The organism is Nocardia sp. NPDC005366, from assembly GCF_040606855.1.
Classification (GTDB): Bacteria; Actinomycetota; Actinomycetes; order Mycobacteriales; family Mycobacteriaceae; genus Nocardia.
Window position 1 is genome coordinate 15,126 of record NZ_JBEXFQ010000011.1, and the last position, 25,681, is coordinate 40,806.

23 protein-coding genes and 1 pseudogene are annotated in these 25,681 nt (G+C 65.5%); 11 read left to right on the forward strand and 13 right to left on the reverse strand.

Annotation, left to right across the window (positions count from 1 at the left end; genetic code table 11):
- Positions 1–115 precede the first annotated feature (115 nt).
- Positions 116–913 (forward strand): SDR family NAD(P)-dependent oxidoreductase, encoded by a 798-nt coding sequence (locus ABZS43_RS14920; RefSeq protein WP_355036433.1) that lies wholly within the window; start codon positions 116–118, stop codon positions 911–913.
- Between the two features lie 76 nt (positions 914–989).
- Here the strand turns inward: ABZS43_RS14920 and ABZS43_RS14925 are convergent, their stop codons facing one another.
- From ABZS43_RS14925 to ABZS43_RS14935, 3 genes are all read right to left on the reverse strand, one after another.
- Positions 990–2,558: an FAD-dependent oxidoreductase gene (locus ABZS43_RS14925; protein ID WP_355036434.1), complete on the reverse strand. Its 1,569-nt coding sequence runs from the start codon at positions 2,556–2,558 to the stop codon at positions 990–992.
- A gap of 82 nt (positions 2,559–2,640) precedes the next feature.
- Positions 2,641–3,066, reverse strand: a complete 426-nt coding sequence (locus ABZS43_RS14930) for a VOC family protein (RefSeq protein WP_355036435.1) — start codon at positions 3,064–3,066, stop codon at positions 2,641–2,643.
- Positions 3,067–3,071: 5 nt separating this feature from the next.
- Entirely contained in the window at positions 3,072–3,830 is a 759-nt protein-coding gene (locus ABZS43_RS14935) for an SDR family oxidoreductase (protein WP_355036436.1), read from the reverse strand.
- A gap of 130 nt (positions 3,831–3,960) precedes the next feature.
- On the opposite strand from ABZS43_RS14935, the gene ABZS43_RS14940 reads away from it, so the two are divergent.
- The 6 genes from ABZS43_RS14940 (at position 3,961) to ABZS43_RS14965 (ending at position 9,994) form a co-directional block, all read left to right on the forward strand.
- On the forward strand, positions 3,961–4,761 hold the full coding sequence (locus ABZS43_RS14940; protein ID WP_355036437.1) for an enoyl-CoA hydratase-related protein: 801 nt from the start codon (positions 3,961–3,963) through the stop codon (positions 4,759–4,761).
- Positions 4,758–5,933, forward strand: coding sequence for an acyl-CoA dehydrogenase family protein (locus ABZS43_RS14945; RefSeq protein WP_355036438.1), 1,176 nt, complete (start codon positions 4,758–4,760; stop codon positions 5,931–5,933). Before ABZS43_RS14940 ends, ABZS43_RS14945 begins: the two co-directional genes overlap by 4 nt.
- Positions 5,930–7,015 (forward strand): acyl-CoA dehydrogenase family protein, encoded by a 1,086-nt coding sequence (locus ABZS43_RS14950; protein ID WP_355036439.1) that lies wholly within the window; start codon positions 5,930–5,932, stop codon positions 7,013–7,015. The genes ABZS43_RS14945 and ABZS43_RS14950 overlap by 4 nt, the downstream gene beginning before the upstream one ends.
- A complete protein-coding gene (locus ABZS43_RS14955; protein WP_355036440.1) occupies positions 7,015–8,298 on the forward strand; it encodes a CaiB/BaiF CoA-transferase family protein in 1,284 nt (427 codons plus the stop codon). The genes ABZS43_RS14950 and ABZS43_RS14955 overlap by 1 nt, the downstream gene beginning before the upstream one ends.
- Before the next feature lie 20 nt (positions 8,299–8,318).
- Positions 8,319–8,993 (forward strand): GntR family transcriptional regulator, encoded by a 675-nt coding sequence (locus ABZS43_RS14960; RefSeq protein WP_355036441.1) that lies wholly within the window; start codon positions 8,319–8,321, stop codon positions 8,991–8,993.
- 125 nt (positions 8,994–9,118) lie between these two features.
- Positions 9,119–9,994 carry an alpha/beta hydrolase gene (locus tag ABZS43_RS14965; RefSeq protein WP_355036600.1) on the forward strand — a complete coding sequence of 292 codons (876 nt, stop codon included), beginning with the start codon at positions 9,119–9,121 and terminating at the stop codon, positions 9,992–9,994.
- 79 nt (positions 9,995–10,073) lie between these two features.
- On the opposite strand, the gene ABZS43_RS14970 is transcribed toward ABZS43_RS14965, so the two are convergent.
- The 5 genes from ABZS43_RS14970 to ABZS43_RS14990 are packed head-to-tail and all read right to left on the reverse strand — an operon-like array spanning position 10,074 to position 14,824.
- Positions 10,074–11,351 (reverse strand): FAD-dependent oxidoreductase, encoded by a 1,278-nt coding sequence (locus ABZS43_RS14970; RefSeq protein WP_355036442.1) that lies wholly within the window; start codon positions 11,349–11,351, stop codon positions 10,074–10,076.
- 2 nt (positions 11,352–11,353) lie between these two features.
- The gene (locus tag ABZS43_RS14975) at positions 11,354–11,674 is read right to left on the reverse strand and encodes a 2Fe-2S iron-sulfur cluster-binding protein (RefSeq protein ID WP_355036443.1); all 321 of its coding nucleotides are present in this window, start codon (positions 11,672–11,674) and stop codon (positions 11,354–11,356) included.
- 8 nt (positions 11,675–11,682) lie between these two features.
- Positions 11,683–12,903: a cytochrome P450 gene (locus tag ABZS43_RS14980; RefSeq protein ID WP_355036444.1), complete on the reverse strand. Its 1,221-nt coding sequence runs from the start codon at positions 12,901–12,903 to the stop codon at positions 11,683–11,685.
- A 33-nt stretch (positions 12,904–12,936) separates the two neighbouring features.
- Positions 12,937–13,842 carry an SDR family NAD(P)-dependent oxidoreductase gene (locus ABZS43_RS14985; RefSeq protein WP_355036445.1) on the reverse strand — a complete coding sequence of 302 codons (906 nt, stop codon included), beginning with the start codon at positions 13,840–13,842 and terminating at the stop codon, positions 12,937–12,939.
- Between the two features lie 34 nt (positions 13,843–13,876).
- On the reverse strand, positions 13,877–14,824 hold the full coding sequence (locus ABZS43_RS14990) for an SMP-30/gluconolactonase/LRE family protein (RefSeq protein ID WP_355036446.1): 948 nt from the start codon (positions 14,822–14,824) through the stop codon (positions 13,877–13,879).
- Positions 14,825–15,187: 363 nt separating this feature from the next.
- Here ABZS43_RS14990 and ABZS43_RS14995 point away from each other — a divergent pair, with 363 nt between their 5' ends.
- From ABZS43_RS14995 to ABZS43_RS15005, 3 genes are all read left to right on the forward strand, one after another.
- Positions 15,188–15,580: a nuclear transport factor 2 family protein gene (locus tag ABZS43_RS14995; protein ID WP_355036447.1), complete on the forward strand. Its 393-nt coding sequence runs from the start codon at positions 15,188–15,190 to the stop codon at positions 15,578–15,580.
- 560 nt (positions 15,581–16,140) lie between these two features.
- Complete coding sequence (locus tag ABZS43_RS15000) at positions 16,141–16,932, forward strand: SDR family NAD(P)-dependent oxidoreductase (protein ID WP_355036448.1); 792 nt, start codon at positions 16,141–16,143, stop codon at positions 16,930–16,932.
- Positions 16,933–17,028: 96 nt separating this feature from the next.
- Positions 17,029–18,504, forward strand: coding sequence for an FAD-dependent oxidoreductase (locus ABZS43_RS15005; protein ID WP_355036449.1), 1,476 nt, complete (start codon positions 17,029–17,031; stop codon positions 18,502–18,504).
- 85 nt (positions 18,505–18,589) lie between these two features.
- Here ABZS43_RS15005 and ABZS43_RS15010 read toward each other — a convergent pair whose 3' ends face one another.
- Entirely contained in the window at positions 18,590–19,417 is an 828-nt protein-coding gene (locus ABZS43_RS15010; protein WP_355036450.1) for a thiolase family protein, read from the reverse strand.
- A 149-nt stretch (positions 19,418–19,566) separates the two neighbouring features.
- Positions 19,567–19,884: pseudogene (locus tag ABZS43_RS15015) on the reverse strand (3-oxoadipyl-CoA thiolase); the annotation flags it as partial.
- A 56-nt stretch (positions 19,885–19,940) separates the two neighbouring features.
- Here ABZS43_RS15015 and ABZS43_RS15020 point away from each other — a divergent pair.
- Positions 19,941–20,081 (forward strand): hypothetical protein, encoded by a 141-nt coding sequence (locus ABZS43_RS15020; protein ID WP_355036451.1) that lies wholly within the window; start codon positions 19,941–19,943, stop codon positions 20,079–20,081.
- 411 nt (positions 20,082–20,492) lie between these two features.
- Here the strand turns inward: ABZS43_RS15020 and mgtA are convergent, their stop codons facing one another.
- The 3 genes from mgtA to ABZS43_RS15035 all read right to left on the reverse strand — a co-directional run bounded on the left by mgtA (position 20,493) and on the right by ABZS43_RS15035 (position 25,521).
- The gene (gene mgtA, locus ABZS43_RS15025; RefSeq protein ID WP_355036452.1) at positions 20,493–23,171 is read right to left on the reverse strand and encodes a magnesium-translocating P-type ATPase; all 2,679 of its coding nucleotides are present in this window, start codon (positions 23,169–23,171) and stop codon (positions 20,493–20,495) included.
- A 165-nt stretch (positions 23,172–23,336) separates the two neighbouring features.
- Complete coding sequence (locus ABZS43_RS15030; protein ID WP_355036453.1) at positions 23,337–23,426, reverse strand: SHOCT domain-containing protein; 90 nt, start codon at positions 23,424–23,426, stop codon at positions 23,337–23,339.
- A 154-nt stretch (positions 23,427–23,580) separates the two neighbouring features.
- Positions 23,581–25,521: a KUP/HAK/KT family potassium transporter gene (locus ABZS43_RS15035; protein WP_355036454.1), complete on the reverse strand. Its 1,941-nt coding sequence runs from the start codon at positions 25,519–25,521 to the stop codon at positions 23,581–23,583.
- Positions 25,522–25,681: the final 160 nt, after the last annotated feature.

Here is a 25,681-nt window from a genome sequence, read left to right on the forward strand (position 1 = left end):
GACCACCGGCACGGGCACACCCCATGATTGCGCCGGAGACGACGCCGTCCTCGCCCGAGGAGTCTGCCCGTCTACCGCGAGGGGCCGACTCGGCCGGACAGAGCGAGGAGTGATCGTGAATCGATTCGACGGACGACGTGCGTTGGTGACCGGAGCGGGATCGGGAATCGGGAGAGCGACCGTGCGGCGACTGCTCTCCGAGGGAGCATCGGTGGTCGCCGCCGATGTGATCTCCGATTCGTTGAACAAGACCGCCGAGCTGGTGGCGGCGGACGGCAGTGGTGACCGCCTCACGACGCAGTTGATCGATATCGGTGACGAGCAGTCGGTGAGCGGCGGGGTGGCCGCGGCCACCGAACGCCTCGGCGGACTCGATGTCCTCGTCAACGCGGCAGGCATCCTTCGCAGCGGTCATACCGAGTCGACATCGCTGCAGGAATGGGAGCGGATCATCCGCGTGAACCTGACGGGTACCTTCCTCATGGTCCGCGAATCGCTGCCCGCGTTGATCGAATCGGATCACGGTGTGATCGTGAACTTCAGTTCCACATCGGCCACATTCGCGCATCCGTATATGGCCGCCTATGCCGCGAGCAAGGGCGGCATCTGGTCATTCACGCACGCGATCGCGCTCGAGTACGCCAAGTACGGGCTTCGCGCGGTTTCCGTTGCGCCAGGCAGTATTTCGTCCGGCATGACCGCCGCCCCGGGTCTTCCCGCCGATTCCGATCTCACGCTGTTCGGCAAACTGCGACCTGCCCTTGTCCCGGAACCGACGGGAACGGCCGAGATCGAGATCCCCGGTATGGCCGGACCGGAGCAGGTCGCGAGCGTGGTCGCGATGCTGGCGTCCGACGACGGCGCGTTCATCACCGGAACCGAGGTCCGTATCGATGGCGGAGCACATATGTGATCGCGCGCGATCGGACCGGATACCGATGACCGAACCGCGGTGCGCCACACGGCGGCACCGCGGTCCGGAGCCTTGCTCAGGCGGGGGCTTGCACCGTATCCGCGGCGCTGAGATGTGCGGCCATATCGGCCACCGCGCGGTAGGCCATGACCATTCCGGAGCCGAGTGGCACACCCGGGCCCGGATAGACCGCACCCGAGATCGACGCCGAGGAGTTACCCGCCGCGTAGAGGCCCGCGATCACGGTCCCGTCGACGCGCTCGACCGCTCCGTCCCGGTTGATGACCGCGCCGCCCTTGGTGCCGAGGTCACCGAGGACCAAACGCACCGCGTGCAAACGCGTGCCGTCGAGCGGGCGAAGGCATGGTTCGGGCGATGTCGCGCCGAGGAAGAAACGTCCGAACGGGTCCTCGCCTCGGCCGAAATCATCGTCGTGGCCGCTGTCGGCGAATCCGTTGAACCGGGCGACCGTCGCCCCCAGCTCCTCTGGGTCGAGCTCGATCGACCGGGCAAGATCCGCGATGTTGTCGGCGGTGTGCCACAAACCGGATCGGGACAGCGATTCCCGGTCGGGACTCGGCATGCAGATCGCCGGAAGATCGTCGCCGACGCGATTGTCGAAAACGAACCAGAATTGATCGCCGCGGCCGAGTTCCATCTGGGCTCGCATGGCGCGACCCATCTGGTCGTAGGGCAGCAGTTCGTTGGCGAACCTGCGCGCGATCCCGTTGACGATGATCCCGGATCGCACGCCGAGGGTGAACGCGGCGTGCCCGTTGGGGAACAGGGTCGCCGGGCACCACCAAGATTGATCCATCAGGTCGAGGGCGGCGCCCACTTCCGTCAGCATCGTCACCGCGTCACCGGAGCCGGTATCGGGATGCGACGACGACCAGTCGGCGGTCGGCATATCCTGCCATCGCTTGCGCATGTCGGCCGAGCGTTCGAAGCCACCGGCCGCGACGAGGACACCGGCACGCGCCTGAATGCTCACCTCCCCCGAGTCCGACGCCGCCACCACACCGGTCACCCGGCCTGTGGCGTCCAGGACGAACCGCAGTGCCCGGGTCGACAATCGCAGATCGGCGAGGCCCGTCGCGTCGAGCGCGAGGATCATCCGCGCGATCCACGCCTGACCGCCGTCGAGCACCGAACGATCGATCTCCACCCCGAACTGGTCGGCGGGCACCATCGGCCGTACGTCGGCCAACCGATCACCGACCTCGTCGGAGGTGATCGATCGAGCGAAGATGCTGCGGCCGTTGGCACTTCGTCCCGGTGCGTCGAAATAGTCGGGGAATGGACGGTGTTCGAGCGGAATCCCCACCGTGTTCTCCAGGAAGTCCGCGACGACGGGCCCGGTCTCCAGATAGGCGCGCTGCACCTCCGACCGGGTCGTCTCGCCGACGAGCGAGCCGAAGTAGGTCAGCCCCCTCTCGACGGAGTCGTCGACGCCATCTCGTTCCAGCACGTGGTTTCCCGGAAGCCAGACACTGCCACCGGAGTACGCCGACGTGCCGCCGAAGCATTCGGTCTTCTCGATCACACAGGTCGACAAGCCGCGCGCCGTCGCCGCCAAAGCGCCCGCCAGGGCGGCGCCACCCGAGCCCACCACCACAACGTCGTAGTTCTTGCCCCAGGTCATCGTTGACTACTCCATATCACTCTGGGTTGAAGTGGGCGCCACGCTAATCGACGCACGTCGCCGCCGAGTTCGTCCATCCCGCTCAGTGGTCGCGTGCGGCCTGCTCAGGTCGACTCGGCAATCCGACGACTTCGATCAGGTGGCCGTCAGGGTCGCGAACCTTGCCGAGAATTCGCCCGCCGAACTCTGCCAGTGCGGTGGCCGGCATCTCCACGGTGCCGCCGTGCGCACACGCTCGGGACAGGAGCCCGGCGACGTCGTCGGTGTTGATGATCAACTTGACGAACATGTTGCCGTGGTCGGGCGCTGCCGCGTGGTCGCGAGGCACGATAAGCTCGATTCCGGCCGTTCCGGCGCGCAGGATCGCCGCGTCGAAGGTATTCGTGGAGAATTCCCGCTCTGCGTCGAATCCGCAGCCCGTGGTGTAGAACTCGGCCGATCTCCGTAGATCCGTGACCCGGATCGCGGTGAGCGACAACGTGGTTCCGGCCGACGACGTTTCGCGCACGGCGTTCATCTTGTCTGCGATCCGCCGTTGAAGTCCAACGTCTGCCCGGTCATTCCCGCGGCCTCGTTCGAGGCGAGGTAGGCGCAGAACGCGCCGATCTCGATCGGATCCCCGAGCCGCCCGATGGGAATCGAGGCGATCAGCTTCTCGATGACCTCCGGCGGCATCTTGTCGACGAGGTTTGCCTGCAGGCCCAGCGCCACGATGTTGGCGGTGACGCCGTACTGGCCGGTTTCGGCGGCCAGATGGCGGATGAAACCCTCGATGCCGCTCTTGCCGGTCGCGTACATCGAGACGTTGATGTTCTGGCCGGTCCGGGCCGACCCCGACGAGATCTGCACGATGCGACCCCAGCCCGAGTCACACATTCCGTCGATGACCGCTTTGATGCAATTCATCGCGCCGTAGATGTTGAGGTCGATGGAGGGCGCCCACTGATCGGGAGTGAGTTCGCGGAACGGCTTGGTGACCCTGCCCTCCGCGACCCCCGCGTTGTTCACCAGGATGTCGACGTGGCCGCCGAGTTCGGCCTCTGCCGATCGGATGGATTCGACCGTCGCGTCGAGATCGGTGACGTCGAACGCGCGCGCGACAGCCCGGTTGCCTTCTTCGACGATCGCGGCAGTCACCTTGTCCGCCCGGTCGGCGAACAAGTCGTTGACGATCACCGACGCACCTTGTCTGGCGAGGACTTTGGCGATTCCTTCACCAACGCTCTGCCCCGCGCCGGACACCAAGGCGATCCGGCCGTTCAACTCGAACACAAGTTCTCCCTTCTCGTCGTCACCCACGGATCGGGCGACTTTCGCACTGTGTGCCACTTCAAAGCACGGTGCGCGGATTGTCAATCATTATTGGATCTTATTTTGGATCCAATCTGCTACCGTCGCATCCATGACACCTGACAATCCCGTCGGCACACCGGCCGATCCACCGGTCCTGACCGATTTCACGGACGGGGTCGCGCAGCTGACACTGAACAATCCGCGGCGCAAGAACGCGATCAGTCTCGAGATGGCCGCGCTCATCAACGAGTTCTGCGACCGCGTGGACGCCGACGACACCCTCGGCGCCGTCGTGGTGCGGGCAGCGGGATCATATTTCTGCAGTGGCGCCGACACGCGCGATCTGGCGAATTCGTCATCCGATCCCGCCTCCCCGGAGGCGGTGTCGCGCACGTCGGCGGTCTACGGGGCCTTCGTACGTGTGGGCACTCTCCCCGTACCCACCATCGCCCGTGTCGCCGGCGGCGCCGTCGGCGCGGGACTGAACCTCGCCTTGGCCGCCGACCTGATGGTCGTGACGCCGGATGCCGTGCTCGACAGCGGATTCCTCGGCCGCAGTATTCACCCCGGCGGCGGCCACCTCGCCTTGCTCGGTCGCGCGATCGGATGGTCCGGCACCATCGCACTCGCGGCCTGCGGCCAGTCGCTGACGGGTACCGAGGCCGTCGCGCGCGGACTCGCGTACACCGCCGTGCCCGAATCGGAACTCGACTCGGTCATCTCCGGACTGACCACACCGGCAGCCGCCGACCCCGAACTCACCCGGCGGATCATGCGCAGCGCACGCCTCGAACTCGGTCCGCCCGCAGTGAGCTGGTCCTCCGCACTGGAGATCGAGCGTGGCGTACAGATGTGGTCGATGGCACGAAAAGGCCAGTCGGCGTGGTCATCTCGAGGACCGGGACGATGACGAGCGCCGCACCGGACGCCGCCGTCCACCCGTCCGCGACATCCGAGAGCACGGATCTGACACTCCTGAGGAACCAGGTGCGCGACTTTCTGCGCGCCGAACTCGGCGCCGGATCATTCGTCCCGACCTCCGACAGCTGGATGAGCGGATTCGATCCCGGATTCAGCGCGCGACTCGGACAACACGGGTGGCTCGGCATGACGATGCCGAAACGCTACGGCGGACACGAACGAACGCCCATCGAACGGTTCGTCGTCACCGAGGAACTCCTCGCGCACGGCGCTCCCGTCGCCGCGCACTGGATCGCCGATCGGCAGATGGCGCCGGGCATCCTTGCCCACGGCACCGAGGCACAGAAGCAGCGCTACATTCCCGGAATCGCCTCGGGTGAATTGTTCTTCGCGATCGGCATGAGCGAACCCGACGCCGGATCCGACCTCGCCGCGGTGCGCACCAGAGCCCTCGCCGACACCGACGGCTCCTGGACCATCAGCGGCACCAAGGTGTGGACCACCGGCGCGCATACCGCTCACGCGATGGTGCTGCTCGCCCGCACCGACGGTGAGCCCACGGATCGACAGTCCGGTCTGTCCCAGTTCGTGGTCGACCTGTCCCACCCCGATATCGAGGTGCGGCCCCTGCGAAGTATCGACGGCGCGGCCCACTTCAACGAAGTGATCTTCCATGACGTGCGGGTCGGCGCGGAGGCGCTGCTCGGTCAGCGTGGCAAGGGCTGGGCGCAGGTGATGAGCGAACTCGCCTTCGAACGCTCGGGGCCCGAGCGCTATCTGTCGACGATGCCGCTACTTCGCGCCTGGGCCGACGAATTGCGTCGCTCGGAAGCCACGCCCTCACAGCGAATCACCCTCGGCACGCTCACCGCGCGCGCCTGGGCGCTGCGGCAGATGTCGCTGTCGGTAGCGGCCGAACTGGCCGCCGGTCGCAAGCCCGACACCCTGGCGGCGATGGTGAAGGATATCGGCTCGACTTTCGAGGGCGATCTCGTCGAGGCCGTGCGGGCGTCATGTGACACCGAGCCCAGGCGCAGCGGGGGCGACCCCTTCGCACGCCTGCTGGCGACCAGCATCCTGCACACCCCGGCGTTCACACTACGCGGCGGAACGAACGAGATCCTGCGCGGAATCGTCGCTCGCGGAATGGGATTACGATGAAAACCCTGAATTCCGAGCTGATCTCGGCAACCACGTCGATGATCCAGCGCGTCGGCATCGACACCGGCACCCCCGCCTCCTCACCGGATGCCGCCGTGTGGACAGCGCTGACCGAAGCCGGTTTCCAGTCCATCGGGATCCCCGAAGCGAACGGGGGCAGCGGCGGCACGCTGGCCGATGCCCTCGCGGTGGTGTCCGCCGCCAGTGAGACCGGCGCGCTCACGGCGCTCATCGAGCACACGGCGCTCGCCGCCTGGCTGGCCGCACGGTGCGGGTGGTCGCTCGATACGCGGACGATGACCGTAGCGATCGCCGATCATCGATGCACGGTCCGCGCGATCGGCGATCGACGCGTACTCGACGGTCGACTCGACGCAGTCGCCCACGGCCACGACGCCGACCTGCTGGTCGTGCTGTTCGACTCCCCGCTCGCGAGCGAACGCCCGTCGATCGCCGTCATCTCGCTGACCGCCTCCGGTATCACCGTGGACGAAGGGACCGACCTCGTCGGGGCCTCGATCGATGATTACGAATTCGACGCGACACCGATCGAGTTCCATGCCGAATCCCCCATCGGCGCAGATGATCTCCGACAGCGAGGCGCGCTCGCCTACGCCGTAGCGCTGACCGCCGCCGCGCGAGCCGTCCGGGATCAGACGTTGCGGTACGCGGGTGAGCGCATCCAGTTCGGGCGGCACTTGACCGAGTTCCAGGCGATCCAACAGCGACTCGCGAGCATGGCCGCTCTGACCGCGCTCATGGAGAGCGCCACCGACACCGCGGTAGCCGCGACGTCGGCCTCCACCGACCCGCACAACGCTCGTCGTGCGATCGCCGCGGCGAAGGTGGTGACGTCGTCATCGGCGCGGGAGATCGCCGCTATCGGCCACCAGATCCACGGGGCGATCGGCTTCACCTCCGAGCACCGGCTCGGTCGTTTCACCACGTCGCTGTGGACCTGGCGGGATCGCTACGGTTCCGAACGGTATTGGGCCGATGTGCTGGCCGGTCAGATCCTGGAGGGCGGCGCCGATCTGTGGGATCTCGTCGTCGGCGGCGAGCAGGCGGAAGGGAATCACTGATGGACGTCACGACACCACCGACTCCGGAGGTCTCCGATGCACGGGACTCAGTGGTCGACGGCCGTGCCGCGTGGCGTGCCGCTGACAGCGCCACCGGGAACGGGGTGCTGACAGGACTTCGCGTCCTCGATCTGAGCAGGGTGCTCGCCGGGCCGTATACCGCCCAGATCCTCGCCGACCACGGCGCCGAGGTGATCAAGGTCGAAGGGCCCGCCGGTGACGAGACCCGTGGCTGGGGGCCGCCATTTCTGGAATCGGGTACGAGCAGCGCCTATTACGCCAGCCTCAACCACAGCAAGGAGAACATCGGGCTCGACCTGCGTACCGCCGATGGCCGCGAAATCCTCGGCCATCTCCTCGCGGGCGCCGATATCGTCATCGAGAATTTCAAGGCGGGGACGATGGCGCGCTGGGGATTCGACTACGAGTCCGTACTCGCCGATCGGCATCCGCGCATGGTCTATTGCCGCATCACCGGTTTCGGGGTCGACGGGCCGATGGGTGGGTTGCCCGGCTACGACGCGGTGTTGCAGTCTTTCGGCGGATTGATGAGTGTCAATGGCTATCCGGACGGTAACCCGCTGCGGGTCGGTGTCCCGATAGTCGACATCGTCGCCGCCAATATGGCGGTGACCGGGATCCTGCTGGCGATGCTCGAGCGAGATCGCAGTGGCCTCGGTCAGCTCGTCGATATGACACTGCTCGACTCGGTCATCTCGATTCTCCATCCGCACGCGGCCAATTGGATCGCCAGTGACCGCATTCCGCGACGAACCGGCGATTTCCATCCGACGGTGGTGCCGTATCAGAACTTTCGAGCAGCCGACGGCGACTTCTTCGTCAGCGCGGCCAACTCCGGCCAATTTCGCTCTCTGACAGAGACACTCGGCATTCCTGAGCTCGCCGACGACCCGCGCTTCTCGTCCAACGCCCAACGCCACGCCCATCGAGAGGAACTCGTCGCGATTCTCGGCGAGCGGATCGCGACGTGGCCGCGCGCGGAATTGGCTCTGCGACTCGAGCAGGCCGGGGTACCGGCGAGTCCGGTCAACACGATCGACGAGGCACTGCGGTCGGCACAGGTTCGCCATCGCGGCCTGTTCATCGACGAGGACGACTACCGCGGCGTCGGCGTCCCGATCTCGCTCAGCAGATCACCACATCGTCGCCCACAGCCCGCGGTCCCCCGCGGGTCCGACACCACCGAGGTGCTCACCGCGATGGGCTACAGCGCCGAGCACATCGTTCGACTCCGCGCTGCTGGTATCTTCGGGGACTCGTGAGCAGAAACGCCGGAGGTGCGGTGACCGAGGACCGAGGACGCGACGTCGGACGGACCGCCGCACGCGTCATCGAGGAACTCGAGCGGCTCATCGTGACCGGTGAATTCCTGCCCGGTCAACCGATCCGCCAGGAACTGATGGCCGAACGTTTCGGCGTCAGCCGCCTTCCGATCAGGGAGGCCCTTCGCCACCTCACCGCGGAGGGGCTGGTACGGCATGAACACAACGTCGGATACACCGTGGCCCGACTGCAGCAGTCGGAATTCGACCAGATCTATCTGATGCGGGCCGCCCTCGAGCGGGAGGTGCTCGCGTCCTTGCCGAGGTTCACCGACGACGTGCTGGCCGAGGTTCGGCGAATCGGCGACACGGTCACCGCCGCCGCCGAGCGGGGTGACATCCTCGAGATGCGCATGCGGAACCAAGTCTTTCATTTCGCCATGTTCGAACAATCCCCACTGAACCTGGTGGTCGCCGAATTACGTCGGCTGTGGACGATGGCGATGCCCTATCACGCCGCGTATCTGTACGACGCGACCGTGCGGCAACGCGTGGTGGCCGAACACGACCTCATGCTCGAAGCGCTCGCCGAGCACGACAACGACCGGCTCATCGAGTTGATGAACCTGCACCGCCACGGCGGAGAAACCAGTACGGGGATCATGCTGCGAGCCACGCGTACGTCAGCGGACTGAGCTCGCACCCCGGTTATCCCGAGGAGAAGACACTCGTGACCACACCCGCGGAAACCACTCGATACCGTTGGGATCCGGATCTCGCTGTCCTTGTCGCCAAAAGGCGCGAGAGCGGCGCGAAACCGATGCACACGATCGGGGTCGACGGCGCGCGACGTGCGCTGGAGTCGATCGTCCGATCCCCCGGACCCGAGATGCGCACGGTGCGCGACGCCGTGATCGACGGCCCCCACGGCACGATTCCGGTCCGCGTCTACCGTCCGTTGTCAGCCCCGCAGACCGCCTCGCCCGCCCTGGTGTGGTTCCACGGCGGCGGGATGATCATGGGCACCCTGCACTCGTTCGACCGGCTCGCACGTGACTTGGCCGAAGCCACCGGCGCGGTCCTGTTCAACATCGACTACCGACTCGCTCCCGAATTCCGGTATCCGGTCGCCAACGACGAGGCGTACGCGGCGTTGTGCTGGGTACACGAAACCGCCGCGGACTGGGGAGTCGACGCACGTCGGATCGGAGTCGGCGGCGACAGCGCGGGAGGCAGCCTGGCCACCGCCACCGCACTGTGTAGCCGGGATCAGGGCGGCCCGAACATCACCCAGCAGGTCCTGTTCTATCCCGGCATCGAACGTCGAACCGACCGTCCGTCTATGCGGGAGTTCGGTGACTCCCCCTTCCTGACGGCCGATGACATCGACTGGATGAAGAATATGTATCTCGGCGACGACCCGTCCGCCGATGACGCCTACGGTGTGCCCGCGCTGGCGACCTCTCTTGCCGACCTTCCTCGAGCCGTCATCGCCATCGGCCACGGCGACCCCACCCGTGACGGTGTGGAGGCCTACGGTGATCGTCTTCGGGAAGCCGGTGTCGCCACAGCGCAGCTGCGCTATCCCGGTCTCGGTCACGGATTCGCGATGCAGGCACCGTCGGTCGCGAGCGCACGGGCGGCGATCGCCGAGGTCGGCGCATTGGTGGCGGTGAGATTCCGGCACCCACAGTGAACGGCGAAGCACTGTCGGCCTGGCCGACAGTGCTTCGCATCGGTCGGAAACGCCGATGCGTCCCCGCTTCGAGCTCGGGTCAGCTACGCACCGGCATCAACAGTTTCTTGAGACCGATCGTGTTGTCGGACAACATCTCCGGGCTGGGTCGATAGCCACGGCCGAGCGCTGACCGCAGTGCGACGAAGTCCGCCGGGGAGTTCAGACATTCGGCCGCGATCAACGCGTTGTCCGCGAAGTACAGCGCGACCCTACGTCTCGGTTTCTCCGGGTCCACGCGCACCAGCACCGAGGTATGCCCTCCGAGCAATCCGACGATCTGCAGCTTCTGATCGCCCTGATCCGACCAGAACCATGGCGCCGACCGTCGCGGACACGGCTTGCCCAACAGGACCGCGGCCGCCGTGTTCGCCTGCTCGGTAGCGTTGTCCACCGATTCGAGCCGGAAGCGTCGACCGGTATGCGACACATGGGTCGCGCAATCGCCGATAGCCAAGGTCCACCCATCGGACGCGAGACACTGCCCATCGACCAGAACCCCACCGTCGCAAACCACTCCGAGTTGCTCGGCCAATTCGGTCCGCGCTTCGGCGCCGATGCCGACCAGCACGGTCGCCGCCGGAATCTCTCGCCCATCATCGAGACGAACCCCTCGAATACCGTCGTCGTCTCGAACGATCTCCGCCGGAACCGCGCCCAAGACGACATCGGTCCCCATCCCACGGTGAGCCGCGAGCAGGGTCTCCGCTGTCGATGCCCCCACCGCACGGCCGAGCAACTGCGTGCCAGCCTCGATCACCGTCACCTCGGCACCGAGTGAACGCGCCGTCGCGGCAACCTCGAGACCGACGAAGCCACCGCCGATGACCACCATCGGCCCCGCCCGCACGCGTTCGGCGAGTTGCCGCGCATGGTCGAGGTCACGAAGGACGAGCACGTCCCGATGATCGGATCCCGGCAGTGTCAACCGGCGTGCCCGCGCACCGGTGGCGAGAACCAGACGGTCGAATTCGCGTGACACACATGAACCTTGACGCGCGTAATCGACGCGCACGCCTCGGGACTCACGCTCGACCTTCTGAACCCGAGCGCCCGTGATCAGTTCGATCCGCTCGTTCGCGTAATAGGTGCGATCACGCAGCAGGAGTGTTTCATCGGTCGCCTCCCCCTCGAGCCATGCCTTGGACAACGGCGGCCGCTGATAAGGCAGATGCTGTTCGTGGGAGATCAGCGTGACGTCACCGGTATACCCCTCGGATCGGAGGCGATCCGCGAGGTGCACAGCCGCATGCGAGGCGCCGACCACCACGATACTTCGAGGGACCGGCGCTTCGGACGCGTCTTTCGACACCGACATCATCAAACCTGTTCGGCGGGAATGGTCACGTGCAGGTCTATCCCCTCCGACAGCGTCAGCTGGCACGACAGCCGAGAGGTGTCCTCCCGATCGGATGCCGTGCATTCCAGCATGTCGTCCTCGTCCTCGCCGGGTTCGGAAAAATGCGTCATATCGGAAGGGGCGAGGTACACGTGGCAGGTGGCGCAGGAGAGTGTGCCACCGCATTGCCCGACGATGCCGGTCACGCCATTTCTCACTGCGGTCGACATGACCGAATCGCCGACGGCGCCGTCGATCACCTTCTCGACGCCGTCGGGCTGGGTATAGAACACTTTCGGCATCGTCGCTCCTACCAGGCGACCGGCAGATCGACGATCGCCTGGGTCAGGTTGTCGTTGTCGATGACGGCGTCACCCTCCAGCTTCAGACCGGGCAGGCGCTTGAACAACTCGGCGAGACCGACCTGCATTTCCATCCGGGCCAAAGGCGCGCCGAGACAGTGATGCAACCCGTAACTCAGGGTCAGATGCGGATTGTTCTCACGCCGGATATCGAAGACCTCGCCGCGTTCGACGGCGATGCCGTCGTGGCTGACGGCCGCGGGATCGACGAGAACAGCCTCACCGGCGGCGATCAGCTGACCGTCGAGTTCCACATCCTCTGCTGCCACGAACGGAACCAGTCCGCCGCCACCGGTTACCTTGTTACCCAACGCCATTCGTCCGTGGCGCAGGATCTCCTCGACCGCGGTGGTCGCCACGGCGTCCGGATCCTCCAGGAACAGTTCCAGCTGATCCGGGTTGCGGAGCAGCGACAGCACACCGGCGCAGATGAAATTGGCCGTGTTGTCGAATCCGCCGATGATCAGCACAAGAGCGATCGGCAGGATCTCACCGTCGGTGAGGGTGTCGTCCTTGTCGCGGGCATTCGCCAGATCACTCAGGAGATCCTCCTTCGGATTCTTCCTGCGCTCCTCGATCAGCGCCACCATGTACACGACCAGTTCGGTCATGTTCGCGACGATCTCGTCCTCCGGCATATTGGCCACCGCGAGGGTCGATGAGCTCCACTTCTGGAACTTGGCCCGATCCTCGGGCGGAACACCGAGCAGATTGGCCAGCATCTGGATCGGCAACGCCACCGCATAGTCGTGGACCAGATTCGTCGGAGCGCCCTTGGCGATCATCTCGTCGATGAGATGATTCGCGAATTCCACCGCCGAATCACGCATCGCCTTCACCCGTTTGGGCGAGATCGAACGCTGGACGAGTTTGCGCAATGTGGTGTGATGCGGCGGATCCTCGAATTGCAGCGTGGATTTCAGAAAGTCGGGGAACTCGACGAAATAGGGAATCACGCGTTCGCCGGTGCGGAAGGGCTCTCGAACGAATCGCCTGTCGCCCAGCATCTCTCGTGCCGCCGCGTTGCGGTGGATGACCCAGACATCACCGCCGAACGGCATCGTCATCTTGGTCATCGGCCGGTCGGCGGCAATCGCACGGTAGCGCTCGGCCGCCTCGCCAGGGGCCACCGGTCCGAACGGGTATTCCGTGCTGGTAGTTGTGCTCATGTAATCACTCCAGTCAGAGCTGTGTTCGTGGGGTCAGGAGACCGGCATGTGCGCAGGAGCGACGACCTGTGGGGCGGCCTCGGGCGTGATCGCCATGATCTGCTCGAACCGCTCGGCCACTGTCTCGATCGAAAGCCTCGGATCGTGGATGCCGACGGTGTTGACGAGGGCCAGACGGTTCACGATGCCACCCGCCACGTTGAACACCTCGCCGGTGACCTCGCAGGAGGGATGAACGAGGTAGGCGGCCACCGGGGCGACATGTTCCGGCAGCAGCGACGTGCGCATGTACTCCATGATTTCCGGCGACAGGGTCTCCGCGGCGGCCTCGGCCATCCGGGTTCCGGCGCCGGGGGCGATCGCGTTGACCTTGATCCCCTTGTCGAGCCCCGCGAGAGCGAGGTTGCGCGTCAGACCGAACACCGCCCCCTTGGATCCTCCGTAATGCGACATACCGGGGTTGCCGAGCATCGCCTGCGAGATGGTGTTCACGATGCGCGGCGCGTCGGATTCGAGCAGGTGCGGCCAGGCCGCACGGCAGACGCGGAGGGTGCCGAAATAATGCACGTCGAGGTGACGCTGGTACTCCTCGTACGGCACCTCGTCGAAGGGCGCGGTACGGACGATCCCGGCGTTGTTGATGACGGCGTCGAGCTTGCCGAACGACGAAACAGCCGCATCGACAAGGGCATCGGCGCCTTCGTCGGTGGACACGTCACCGGTGCTGGCCACGGCCTTGCCACCGGCGGCGTTGATCTCGGAGACGACATCCGCTGCGGGATCGTCACCGTCCACGCCGGAGCCATCGGTGCGCGCACCGAGGTCGCCCACGACGACGGAGGCGCCACGTGAGGCGAGGAGCAGGGCGTGCGCCCGCCCGATTCCGCGGCCGGCGCCGGTCACGATCACGACGCGGTCGCTGAAGTCCAGGTTTGCCATAGTCTTTCCTCGAATTCGAAGTGTCTCGGTCGGATCAGGGACGAGTGTCGCCGCCGCGGTTCTTCACCTCGGCCACCCAGATGCCGCCCAACGCCTCGCGGGCCGACTTCTCGAAGTCGAAGACCTCGAAACCGACCGTCATGTAGAGGGTGCTCCGACCGGGGCCGCCCAGCATGCATGCCGAAGCGATGCCGTTCTCCAGTGGCATCGGGATCGCGTCGGTGAGCCCGTCTTCGGTGAACCGGGCGACGTAGCCGCCGCCGGGCATGGCGGCCCACACGCCGCCGTCCTTGTCGAGTCCGATGCCATCGGGCATGAAGGGACAGACCGCGAAGTCCCGAGGATTCGACAGTGTGCCGTCGGCGGCCCGATCGATCACCGTGATCTTGGAGGCCATCACTTCCGCCGTGTACACCCTGGCGCCGTCGGAGCTGATGGTGATTCCGTTGGCGCACATCAGCGGACCGACCTCGTCGGGGGTCGATACCGCGCCATCCGGATCCACCACGATGAGCGGCGAAGCCACCGGCGCGTCACCCTTGAAAATGTCGAAGCCGAGCTGAGTGATGTAAGCCCGGCCGTCGGCGTCGACCACCATGTCATTGGCCGCGGCCACGGTGAACTCGGAGATGTCCGCATAGACGCTGAGGGCGTCGGGTGCGGTGCCGTCGTGAACCAGGACGAGTTTCTCGTGCATCGACACCACGATGAGTCGCCCGTCCGGCAGCCAGCCGAATCCGCCAAGCACGATCGGCACGTCGGTGTCGGCGGCACGACCCGTCGCGTCGATCACCACGCTGGCATTGCCGTCGTCATCGAGGACTTTGAGGGTTCCGGTGTACATGTCCGAGAACCAGAATGCGCCGTCATGCCATCGCGGGCATTCCGGCCAGGAGTACCCACTCGAAACCTTTCTGGCCTCGAACGTCGGGGCATCGGCCTCCGCGACGACAGCGGCGACGGTGTCAACGGGGTTGGTCATGATGTGGGCCTTCCATGCAGCGGTGACCAGGTGGTCGACGGAACTCGGTTCCAGCAGGTGAGGGTGTTGCGTTATCCGTGGTGTGAGCGGTTCACCGGCGGATTCGATCCGTGAACTGGGTCACACACTCTCGGCTACGTGAGGACAATAGGGGCTCCGTCATGAGCTGAACGGCACCCTCCCACTCAGTGGGCGCAGCCGGACCGAAGGCGCCGACAGTAAGTCCCGGTTTCGGAGCCGGCTCACGACGTCTGTTCCCGTCTGGCGGGACACCTACTGCTGAATACCCTGGCTATTCGGTGTGATTGAGGCTTCGCAGCGCGAGCGTGGCAGCAGATGGCGCCATTCGAGAGAGGAATCCTGATGCTCACCGTCGAGCAGATCACCACAGCGGTTACCGAGTATGTTTCCCGAATCGGAGCCGCCGCGGCGGCGGACGTGGCCGCACTGTACGCCGAGGACGGCACCCTCGAGGACCCCGCTGGTGGCGAGGTGCGCACCGGTCGCGACAACATCGCGGCCTTCTACCGCGCACTCGATGCCACCACCACGACCGCGGAGTTGCTGACAGTGCGGGTGTCCGGTAATGCCGCGGCCTTTCATATGCGCGTTACCACCACGACGGCGGACCGGGTGATCACCATCGATCCGATCGACGTGATGACCTTCGATACCGATGGGCTCATCACGAACATGCGCGCGTTCTGGAGTCCGAACGATGTCGTCGTGCGTGAACTGTCGGATTCAGCCGACTAACCCGATCGATCACCCCTGCGATGAACAACCGCAGCGTGCCGACATCGGAAGCAAGCACTGTGTTCGGCAACCCATTTCATCACTGTGACACATACTCGAACTGCGGTTTTGGATCGAACCGAGAATACGCGCCCATCGATCCCGATTGGCGTGACCGGAGTTCTGGACGGGCCGCGTGTGCGATGGAAGCTCACCGGACGGGCACCCCGACCACACTTGAATTCGCACGCACCGGCACGAGATCGACAGCCGTTCCATTGAGCGGGATGTCGACATCCGACTTCAGTTGTGACCGTGCACACTTTGTCCCCGGGTCATGACACGGAAAGAGAGCTCCCGCGTGATCGATTCGAAACGCTGCGGGCCGTGGGCAGCGATCGAGCGCAGTCGGAACGGGCCATCGACCGGATCAACTCGGCCACTTTCGATATCGGGTCCGACTCGGGGCTCGATCAACACGAGCGGGATCTTCCATCCGGTTGGTACCTGGCCGAAAAACCCACTCTCGTCCGCCGGCAAACGTTCTCAGCTGTCCACCCACAGAACCGGAGTGCCACACCATGCAGATCGCCGACAAGGTTTTCGTCGTGACGGGAGGCGGCAACGGAATGGGCCGCCAAGTGGTGCTCGAACTCGCACGACGCGGTGCGCGTGTCGCGGCCGTTGACGTCAATGAAGACAGCCTTGCCGAGACGATCGGATCGGCAGGTGACGCCGCCGGGTCGGTTACCCCGCACGCGGTCGACGTCACCGACCGCTCCGCGGTCGCCGCACTGCCCGGACAGGTCGACGATGCCCATGGCCAGGTCGACGGCGTCGTCAACATCGCAGGCATAATCCACCGGTTCACGAAATTCACCGACCTTTCCGACGACGAGATCGAGCGGATCATGAACGTGAACTTCTGGGGAACCGTCAACGTGTGCAGGGCATTCCTTCCTGTCCTCCTGGATCGTCCCGCGGCGTGTCTGGTGAATATGTCGAGCCTCTCCGCGCTGCTCCCATTCGCCAGCCAGACGTTCTACGGAGCCAGTAAGGGGGCGGTCAAGCAGTTCAGCGAAGGGCTCTACGCGGAACTGCTTGACACCGATGTCGCGGTCACCACGGTGTTCCCCGGCAACATCAGCACGAACCTCACCGGCAATTCCGGCGTGGCGATGATCGACGCGGGCGGACAGAAGGTGCGATCCACGACCCCCGAGCGGGCGGGAAGCGAGATAGTCGAAGGTATCGAGAAGGGCAGCTTCCGGGTTGTCATCGGTAGCGACGCGCGAGTGCTCGACCGTCTGTCGAGAATGTCCGCCAAACGCGCAACGCGCCTGGTCGCCAAGCGGATGAAGTCTGTCCTGTAGTCGTGAAATCGCCTGTCGCTCGGCATTTCCCGCAGTGATCGATCTGCATCACGAACCCTGTCACCACCGTTCGAAACATCACGAGAGGACTGACCGATGGCCGAGGCAGCATCGATCCGACCCATTTCAGCAGATCGAGTCAGCGAATGGGCTCACGAGGCGGACGTGGTCGTCGCAGGGTTCGGAGTCGCGGGTGCCGCCGCCGCGATCGGTGCGGCGCAGGCGGGCGCCGAAGTGCTCGTCCTCGAACGAACCGGCGGATGGGGCGGTGCCGCGTCGATGTCCGGCGGCTTCATCTACATGGGTGGCGGCACACCATTACAGAAGGCGTGTGGCTTCGAGGACACCGTCGACAACATGAAAGCCTTCATGAAAGCGGCACTCGGCCCAGGCGTCGACGACACCAAGATCGACGCCTACTGCGAGGGCAGCGTCGACCACTACCACTGGCTGGTCGACGAATGCGGCGTCCCGTTCAAAGAGAGCTTCTGGGGCGAGCCGGGCTGGGAACCACCGAGCGACGAAGGCCTGATGTACTCCGGTGGCGAGAACTCCGCCCCCTTCCATGCGATCATTCCGCCCGCACCCCGTGGCCACCTCCCGCAGATGCGGGACAAGCACGCCAGCTCCGAGAAGGGTGGCGGCTACATGCTCATGAAGCCCCTCACCGACAAGGCCGCCGAACTGGGTGTCAGGGCGGAATACGGCATGCGGGTGCAAGCTCTCATCGTCGACGCCGACGGGCGCGTCGTCGGTCTGCAAGCCAGGCGGTACGGCAAGGACATCGCCGTTCGGGCCCGCAAGGGGGTCGTGCTCGCGACCGGCAGCTTCGCCTACAACGACGCCATGGTCGAGGCATACGCGCCACGCCTCATCGGCCGCCCCGCCGCCTCGATCGAGGAGCACGACGGCCGCGCGATCCGAATGGCCCAAGCGCTCGGCGCAGACCTCGCCCACATGGACGCCACCGAGGTCGCGTTCTTCTGCGATCCGCAACTGTTCATCCGAGGAATCCTGGTCAACGGCCGCGGCCAGCGCTACATCAACGAGGACACCTACCCGGGACGAGTAGGCCAGGCGACACTGATCGAAAATCAGAACCAGGCGTACCTGATCATCGACGAGACCGCTTACGAGGAAGGGCTGTCGCGGCCGTCGTCGAGCGCGCTCATGCGTGCCGAACCCACGTGGGTGTGCGAGACCGTCGAGGAACTCGAAGCCGAGATCGGTCTGCCCGAGGGGGCACTGCAGTCGACCGTCGAGGTGTACAACCGCCACGCCGAACGCGGCGAGGATCCGCTGCTGGGGAAGAAGCCGGAATGGGTCAAGCCGATCGGCTCCCCCATCGCCGCCTTCGACCTGCGCGGCAGGACCGGCGGATTCACTCTCGGCGGGCTGCTCACCAGCGTCGACTCCGAGGTTCTGCACGTCTCCGGTGACCCGATCCCGGGACTTTTCGCCGCGGGCCGCTGCACATCGGGCATCTGCGCCGGCGGCTACGCATCCGGCGCATCACTCGGTGACGGCAGCTTTTTCGGGCGCCGCGCGGGAGCGAAAGCAGCGGAAGCGTAATGCTCGCCGATCAAGAACATCCCCCATCCGAGGAGGCGTGCTATGAAATTGACCGGCGACTACGCACCGAGCCCCAGTGAATGGGTCAGTCCCTATCTGCCAGACTCATGTGAGACATGGTGATCATGTAGTCCTCTGAAGATATGGGCGAGATCGGATGTTCTGAGCGTGACGTTGAGTGTCGCTGACCTGGCCGTCGAGGATGATGGTGACGTGGCAGGCAAGAAGAAGGGCCCTCGGGCCGATCGACCCGAGCGGCGCATACACCCTTCTCGGCCAGCACCTTCGCCAGGGTGCCGAGAATGCGGGCGCCGGAAGCGCCGAGCGGGTGGCCGATGGCGATCGCGCCGCCCTTGACGTTCACGATCTCCGGGTCGACCATCCATGCGTCGACGCAGGCCAGCGACTGCACCGCGAAGGCCTCGTTGAGCTCGACCGCGTCGACCTGCGCCCAGCCGATGCCAGCCCGCTCGAGGGCGATGTTCGCGGCCTCGACCGGGGCGTAGCCGAACGCCTGCGGCTCGAGCGCGAACGCGCCGCGCCCGGCGATCCGCGCGAGCGGTTCCAGGCCGAGGCGTTCGGCGGCGGCCTCGGAGCCGAGCAGCAGGGCGGTGGCGCCGTCGTTGAGCGGTGAGGCATTGCTCGCGGTGATCGAGCCGTCGCGGCGGAAGCTGGGCTGCAACGCGGCGAGCTTCTCCGCCGTCGAGTCGTGGCGGATGCTCTCGTCACGGGGCAGGTCGACGCCCTCGACGGGAACCACCAGGTCGTCGTAGAAGCCGTCGTCCCAGGCTGCCGCCGCGAGCCGGTGCGATCGGGCGGCGAACTCGTCCTGCCGTGCGCGTGAGATCGAGAAGCGTTCGCGCAGTTGCTCGTTGCCCTCCCCCAGCGACACCGTCCACTCCGCACCGTCCACTCCGCGGGCATCCTGGGATTCACCAGCCGCCAGCCCAGTGTGGTCGACACGGCGGTGACATGGCCCGCCGGGAACGCGCGGTCCGGTTTCGGCAGCACCCACGGCGCGCGGGTCATCGACTCCACGCCGCCGACCAGGACCACGTCCGCGTCCCCGGTGTCGATCGTGCGCGAGCCGATGATCGCCGCATCGAGCGAGGAGCCACAGAGCCGGTTGACCGTGGTGGCGGGCACCGAGACCGGCAGCCCGGCCAGCAGCGCGGCCATCCGGCCGACATTGCGATTGTCCTCGCCCGCGCCGTTGGCGTTGCCCCACACCACCTCACTGATCGCGACGGGATCCAGCGCGGGCGCCTTGCCCAGTACGCCCCGAATCGCCGTCGCGGCGAGATCGTCGGGACGGACCCCGGCCAGAGCGCCGTCGAAGCGCCCGAACGGCGTCCGGGCGGCGGCATAGACGAATGCCATGGCTGTCCTCCTCAGTCCGCGGTGCGCGTGGTGAACGGCAGCACCAGCCGGGACCGGTGCACTCCGTCGCCCGCACGCTCATCGTCGACGACGAGCCGGTCTCCTCCGCCTACGTCGCCTACCGCGGCACCGTCCCGATCGCCGAAGTCGACCGACCGATCGATCTCTCAGGTCTCGATAGCGCCCAAAACCACTGAAAGTGAAGCCCTTTCGCGTTCGGCATACTGACCAACCCTTCCTGAAGCAACTGGTCGATTCCCGCCGAAAGTGTGAGATTTTGGTGAGACGGCCCGGGCGGCTTCCGGCATTGCGGGCAGACGGCAACATGCGCACTTCATCGCACAGAGTCGATTCAGCATGGATCCGGCGACATCGAATTCGTCAGGGTCCCGCGACGATACATCGTCGGCGCGTCGTTCCACCGCCACGCCGACCCGGGTGAACCGAACCGACCGTCCGCCCATAGCCGCCCTGACTCGCATCGCGGCCCGGTAAACAGCCTTCGACGGCGCTGAACTCGGATCCGTGATCCACGTTGCGCGGGCGCCTTCTTCTGTTTGAGCTGCCGGTTCAGCTAGAACCAGTCGTACTGGTTCCGCATTCGAAGGTCAGCCGGACCCATGCCCGAGTTCCCCCACTGGCTCTCCTTGCGCGGGGGATGTCGGCACCCGAAGATCGCCGGGCGTGCTGAATCGTGCTGCCCGACGGTGTATCCGGTGTTCGTGGCCGCGCCACCGCACTACCGGCCCATAACGCATAGGTTCGGAATAGAACACATGCTTGGCGCCTTCCACCAACACCAGGTAGCTCAATACCAGCACCACGAGGGTAAGGAAGAACCCGATCGGCAGGGGTGTGAACCCGAGGTCCGCGCTGAACGGGGAGACGGTAATCGCGACGCCTACGATGAGCACCCCGGCGACGGTGACCATCAGTACCCGGCTGGGTCGGCTGCGCATAAATGGGACGCGACGAGTGCGGATCGCGAACACGATAAGGGTCTGGGTAGCCAGGGATTCGATGAACCAACCGGTGCGGAACAGTTCCGGTCCGGCAGCGAAAACCCCGAGCATCAGACCGAACGTGAGGAAATCGAACAGCGAGCTGATCGGGCCGAAGAACAGCATGAAGCGGCGGATGAATCCGATATTCCAATGCGAGGGTGCGTGCAGTTGCTCTTCGTCGACGCGGTCGCCGGGGATAGCGAGCTGGCTGGTGTCATAGAGCAGGTTGTTGAGCAGTATCTGGCTCGGCAGCATCGGAAGGAAGTTCAAAACCGCTGAGGCCGCGGCGGCGCTGAACATATTGCCGAAATTACTCGACGTGCTCATCAGCACATACTTGATGGTGTTCGTGAAGGTGCGCCGCCCCTCGGTGACACCGTCCGCGAGCACGCCGAGATCCTTTTCGAGTAGCACCACGTCGGCCGCGTCCTTGGCGACATCGGTGGCGGAATCGACAGAGATCCCGACGTCGGCGGTGTGCAGGGCGAGTGCGTCGTTGACGCCGTCGCCGAGAAATCCGACCGAACGACTGTGGGCGCGCAGCGTCTTGACCAAGCGGGCCTTCTGCTCTGGAGAAACCCGGGAAAAGATGGTTGCCCGGATTGCCGCCTCGCTGAACTGCTCATCGTCGAGACCCTCTAGTTCGGTTCCGGTGACGCTGCCACCGGAGACCAGTCCGAGATCCGCGCAGACCTTCTCGGCGACCTGCTGGTTATCTCCTGTCGCTACTTTGACGGTGATGCCGAGCCCGGCAAGCCGGGTCAGAGATTTCGCCGCGGAGGTCTTCGGCCGGTCGAGGAATACGAGGAACCCGTTCAGGCTCAGGCCGTATTCGTCCTGGGGGCCGAGCCGATCGGCATGTCCGGGTGCGGGTTTGGAGGCGACGGCAACGACGCGACTGCCTTGGGCGAACAGACCGTCGAGCACAGTGTGCGCGCGGGAGGGGATATCGGTGCAGCGGTCGAGCACTGTTTCGGGTGCGCCCTTGACCACGAGAATTCGATCGCCGTCGGGATCGGCCACCAGCGTCGAGGACATGCGCCGTTCGTGGTCGAACGGGAGGGTGGCCAGCCGGGTATAGCTGTCCGCGATCGGGGCGGTGAGACCGGCAGACGCCCACAGGGCGGTGTCCATCGCATTCGAGCCGACGTGGCTACCGCCAGCGGTGTCGGTGATCGTTTCGGTGGCGAGCAGGCCGTGCAGCAACGTGTCCGGTCCTGGAGAGCCGGAGGCGGTCAGCGCCTCGTGGAAACTGATCTGTCCGTCGGTGAGGGTGCCGGTCTTGTCGGTCAGCAGAACATCGATGTCACCGAGATCCTCGATGCACACCAGACGTTTGACCAGGACCTTACGTTGCGCCAGGCGCCGGGATCCGGCGGCGAGGGAAGTGCTCACCACCGCGGGCAGCAGCTGCGGGGTGATGCCAACCGCGATGGCGAGGGCGAACAGCAGCGACTCGATCAGCGGTCGGCGCAGCACCAGATTGGTGACCAGGATCATCGTGGTCAGTGCGACGGCGACCTGCAGCAGCAGCACCGAGAAGCGGCGCAGCCCGATCTGGAATTCGGTCTCGGGTTCACGTTCACCGAGCCCCACCGCGATGCGCCCGAACTCGGCGTACGCGCCGGTGGCCACGACCACACCCGTCCCAGCGCCCGCGTGGACGACGGTGCCCATGAACGCGCACCCGGCCTGGTCAGCCAGGGCGGACCCGGCGGCGACCGGGCCCACAGATTTCGGGGCAGGCTCGGACTCGCCGGTCAGAACGCTCTCGTCGCATTCGAGGCCGGTCACGCTCAGCAGGCGCAGATCGGCGGGCACGAGTTGGCCGAGGACAAGGGGCACCACATCACCGGGCACCAGGTCGGCGACATCGATCTGCGTGGCGGCGTCATCGCGCAGAACAACCGCGGTATGCCTCTGGCTCGAGTGCAGAGCCGCGCTGGCGAGTTGGGCGCGGTATTCGTTGACGAAGCCCAATCCGACACTGGCCAGCAGGATCACCCCGATGATGACCGCGTCGTTGTGGTCACCGAGAACGAACGACGCGACCGCGGTCAACGCGAGAAGCAGCAGCAACGCGCTGCGCAGTTGCCGACCGAGCACCGCCAAGGCGCTCACGCGGTTGCTACGCACCGCGTTCGGTCCGACGACCGCCAGCCGGGCAGCCGCTTCGACGCTGCTCAGCCCTGTCGGCGTGCTCTGAAGACGGGACAACAAATCGGCGACTTCACAGGTCGCGGCCTCGCCTGCGGCGATGTGCTCGACCAGAGCGCTGGTCATTCGATTCCTCGCTCCAACGCTGCGATCACAAGACAATCCAATCCGGCAGGCCGCGCACCACGGTCGATCCCGCGGATCCCGCCGCTGATCGTAGCGATGCCGCCTGAACTCCGCACAATTTCGCTCGACGCGGTTCGGGAAACGGGACGCCGCCTCGGCCGTTGTTCACGTGGCCTTGCCCGAGTCGAGGACCTTCAGGCGCCGCGCGTACTCCTCGTCATCGATCTCGCCGTGCGCATACCGGTCGGCCAGCACCTGCTGGGGACTGATCCGGAAGACATGCCGGTAGCGGCGAACGACGTGGAAGCTGCTTTGCGGGTGGTCTCGCCCGAAGATTCACCGGTCTCGCTCATCCGGTCAGGCGAAGTCCGGGACAGTTCGCGACCGCCCCGAGGGCGCCGGGGTCGCCTCACACTTCGACTTGTGAACCCATGATCACGGTGCGATCGCCGGGCAGACCGAAGTATTCGGCGGCGTCCGCGGTGATGTAGGAGGTGGCGATGAACAGATGCTTACGCCACTGTGCCATCGTGGGTGCGGGCCCCTTCTTCAGCTCGATCTTCGACAGGAAGTATGAGGCGTCATCGACCGATATCGGGCCTTCGGTTTTCGCGGGATCCAGCAGCCGAAGCGCGTGCGGGACGTTCGGCGTTTCCATATAGCCGTAGTGCGCGGTGACGTGGATGATGCCGTCTTCGCCGTAGCCGAGCGCGTCGATCTCGGTGCGCTGCGCGTCCGGAACCCGGGGCACCGGAAGGGTGTCGAGCGACATGATCACCACGTGTTCGTGCAGTACGCGATTGTGCTCGACATTGGCGCGCATAGCCAAAGGCGCGGTCTCGTTGCCGCGGTTGAGGAATACCGCGGTACCTGGTATCCGGACCAGCGGCGGCTGATGGTCCTGCAACTCGTCGATGAACGCACGCAGCGGCCCCTCAACCTGTTCCCTCGCGGCGGTGACGATGACGCGTCCGCGGGCCCAGGTGATCATGACGGTGAACGCGGTGAGCCCGATCAGCAACGGCAGCCACGCCCCGTGCACCAACTTGGTGAGGTTCGCGGCCAGGAACAAGGCGTCGACCGACAACAACGCAGCGGCACCGAGTGCGACCAGCCACAGCGGCGTCCCCCACTTCACCCGGGCGACATAGAAATACAGCAGCGTCGTGATGGTGATCGTCGCGGTGACCGCCATGCCGAACGCGTACGCCAACGCCGCCGAGCTCTTGAACGCGAACACCAGCGTGAGCACCGACACCATGAGTACCCAGTTGATCCACGGAACGTATATCTGCCCGATCGTGGATTCTGAGGTGTGCGCTATCCGCAGCCGCGGTAGGTACCCGAGTTGAGCTGCCTGCGAGGCCACGGAGAAGGCGCCAGTGATAACCGCTTGGGAGGCGATCACCGTCGCCGCGGTCGCCAGCAACACCAGCGGTAATCGCGCCCAGCCGGGGGCGAGCAGGAAGAACGGGCTGCTCACCGCGCTCTGATCGCCCAGCAGCAACGCACCTTGGCCGAGGTAACTCAACGCGCACGCCGGCAGTACCAGCCCCAGCCAGCCACGAGTGACCGCCTTGCGCCCGAAATGGCCCATATCGGCGTACAGGGCTTCGGCGCCGGTGACCGCGAGCACTATCGCCGCCAACGCGAAGAACGCGATCTCGAAGTGCCCGAACAGGAAACCCAGCGCGTAGGTCGGCGACAACGCCTTCAGAATCTCCGGATGCCGTGCGATCCCGGAGACGCCGAGGGCGCCGATCGCCACGAACCAGGCGATCATCACCGGACCGAATAGTCGACCGACCGCCGCGGTGCCGCGGCGCTGCACCGAGAACAATCCGATGATGATCACCACCGTGATCGGGATGATCAGATCCTCGAATCCTGTCGACACGATCTTCAAACCTTCTACCGCCGATAGCACCGAGATCGCGGGAGTGATCATGCTGTCGCCGAAAAAGAGTGCGGCACCGAAGATTCCGAGTCCGGCCAGCACGGCGGCAGCACGTCGCCCTCGAGTACCGCCGAGGCGGCGCAACAGCGTGATCAGGGCCATGATCCCGCCCTCACCGTCGTTGTCGACGCGCATCACCAGCGAAATGTATGTCAGCGTCACGATGATCATCACCGACCAGAAGATCAGCGACACGACGCCGTAGACATTGTCCGTGCTGATCGGCACGGGGTGTGGATCGTTCGGGTTGAACACCGTCTGAATGGTGTAGATCGGGCTGGTTCCGATATCACCGAACACCACCCCCAATGCGCCGACCACGACTGCGGCGCGAACGGTTCCGCCCGCACCGGCCGCGTGAATCGACGGACTTACTTCTGTACCGGTGTCCATGGCGCTCTCCTCGTCCGCAGGGTCCGCACCATATCGTGCCGTGGTCAACCATAGGGGCACGGCGACAACACGACCGGCCGACCCACCTCACACAGTCACGCGCGTCCGACAACAACGGATTTCTCGGACACCGGTGTCAACGGCACGCCGATCCGGTCCG

Bases quoted from the DNA above. Each gene is read 5' to 3' on its own strand.
- ABZS43_RS14970 (WP_355036442.1), bottom strand. From the start codon at position 11,351: ATGTCGGTGTCGAAAGACGCGTCCGAAGCGCCGGTCCCTCGAAGTATC.
- ABZS43_RS14995 (WP_355036447.1), top strand. From the start codon at position 15,188: ATGCTCACCGTCGAGCAGATCACCACAGCGGTTACCGAGTATGTTTCC.
- ABZS43_RS14985 (WP_355036445.1), bottom strand. From the start codon at position 13,842: ATGGCAAACCTGGACTTCAGCGACCGCGTCGTGATCGTGACCGGCGCC.
- ABZS43_RS14940 (WP_355036437.1), top strand. From the start codon at position 3,961: ATGACACCTGACAATCCCGTCGGCACACCGGCCGATCCACCGGTCCTG.
- ABZS43_RS14990 (WP_355036446.1), bottom strand. From the start codon at position 14,824: ATGACCAACCCCGTTGACACCGTCGCCGCTGTCGTCGCGGAGGCCGAT.
- ABZS43_RS14925 (WP_355036434.1), bottom strand. From the start codon at position 2,558: ATGACCTGGGGCAAGAACTACGACGTTGTGGTGGTGGGCTCGGGTGGC.
- ABZS43_RS14955 (WP_355036440.1), top strand. From the start codon at position 7,015: ATGGACGTCACGACACCACCGACTCCGGAGGTCTCCGATGCACGGGAC.
- mgtA (WP_355036452.1), bottom strand. From the start codon at position 23,171: ATGACCAGCGCTCTGGTCGAGCACATCGCCGCAGGCGAGGCCGCGACC.
- ABZS43_RS15000 (WP_355036448.1), top strand. From the start codon at position 16,141: ATGCAGATCGCCGACAAGGTTTTCGTCGTGACGGGAGGCGGCAACGGA.
- ABZS43_RS14965 (WP_355036600.1), top strand. From the start codon at position 9,119: ATGCACACGATCGGGGTCGACGGCGCGCGACGTGCGCTGGAGTCGATC.
- ABZS43_RS14945 (WP_355036438.1), top strand. From the start codon at position 4,758: ATGACGAGCGCCGCACCGGACGCCGCCGTCCACCCGTCCGCGACATCC.
- ABZS43_RS14950 (WP_355036439.1), top strand. From the start codon at position 5,930: ATGAAAACCCTGAATTCCGAGCTGATCTCGGCAACCACGTCGATGATC.
- ABZS43_RS14980 (WP_355036444.1), bottom strand. From the start codon at position 12,903: ATGAGCACAACTACCAGCACGGAATACCCGTTCGGACCGGTGGCCCCT.
- ABZS43_RS15035 (WP_355036454.1), bottom strand. From the start codon at position 25,521: ATGGACACCGGTACAGAAGTAAGTCCGTCGATTCACGCGGCCGGTGCG.
- ABZS43_RS15005 (WP_355036449.1), top strand. From the start codon at position 17,029: ATGGCCGAGGCAGCATCGATCCGACCCATTTCAGCAGATCGAGTCAGC.
- ABZS43_RS14975 (WP_355036443.1), bottom strand. From the start codon at position 11,674: ATGCCGAAAGTGTTCTATACCCAGCCCGACGGCGTCGAGAAGGTGATC.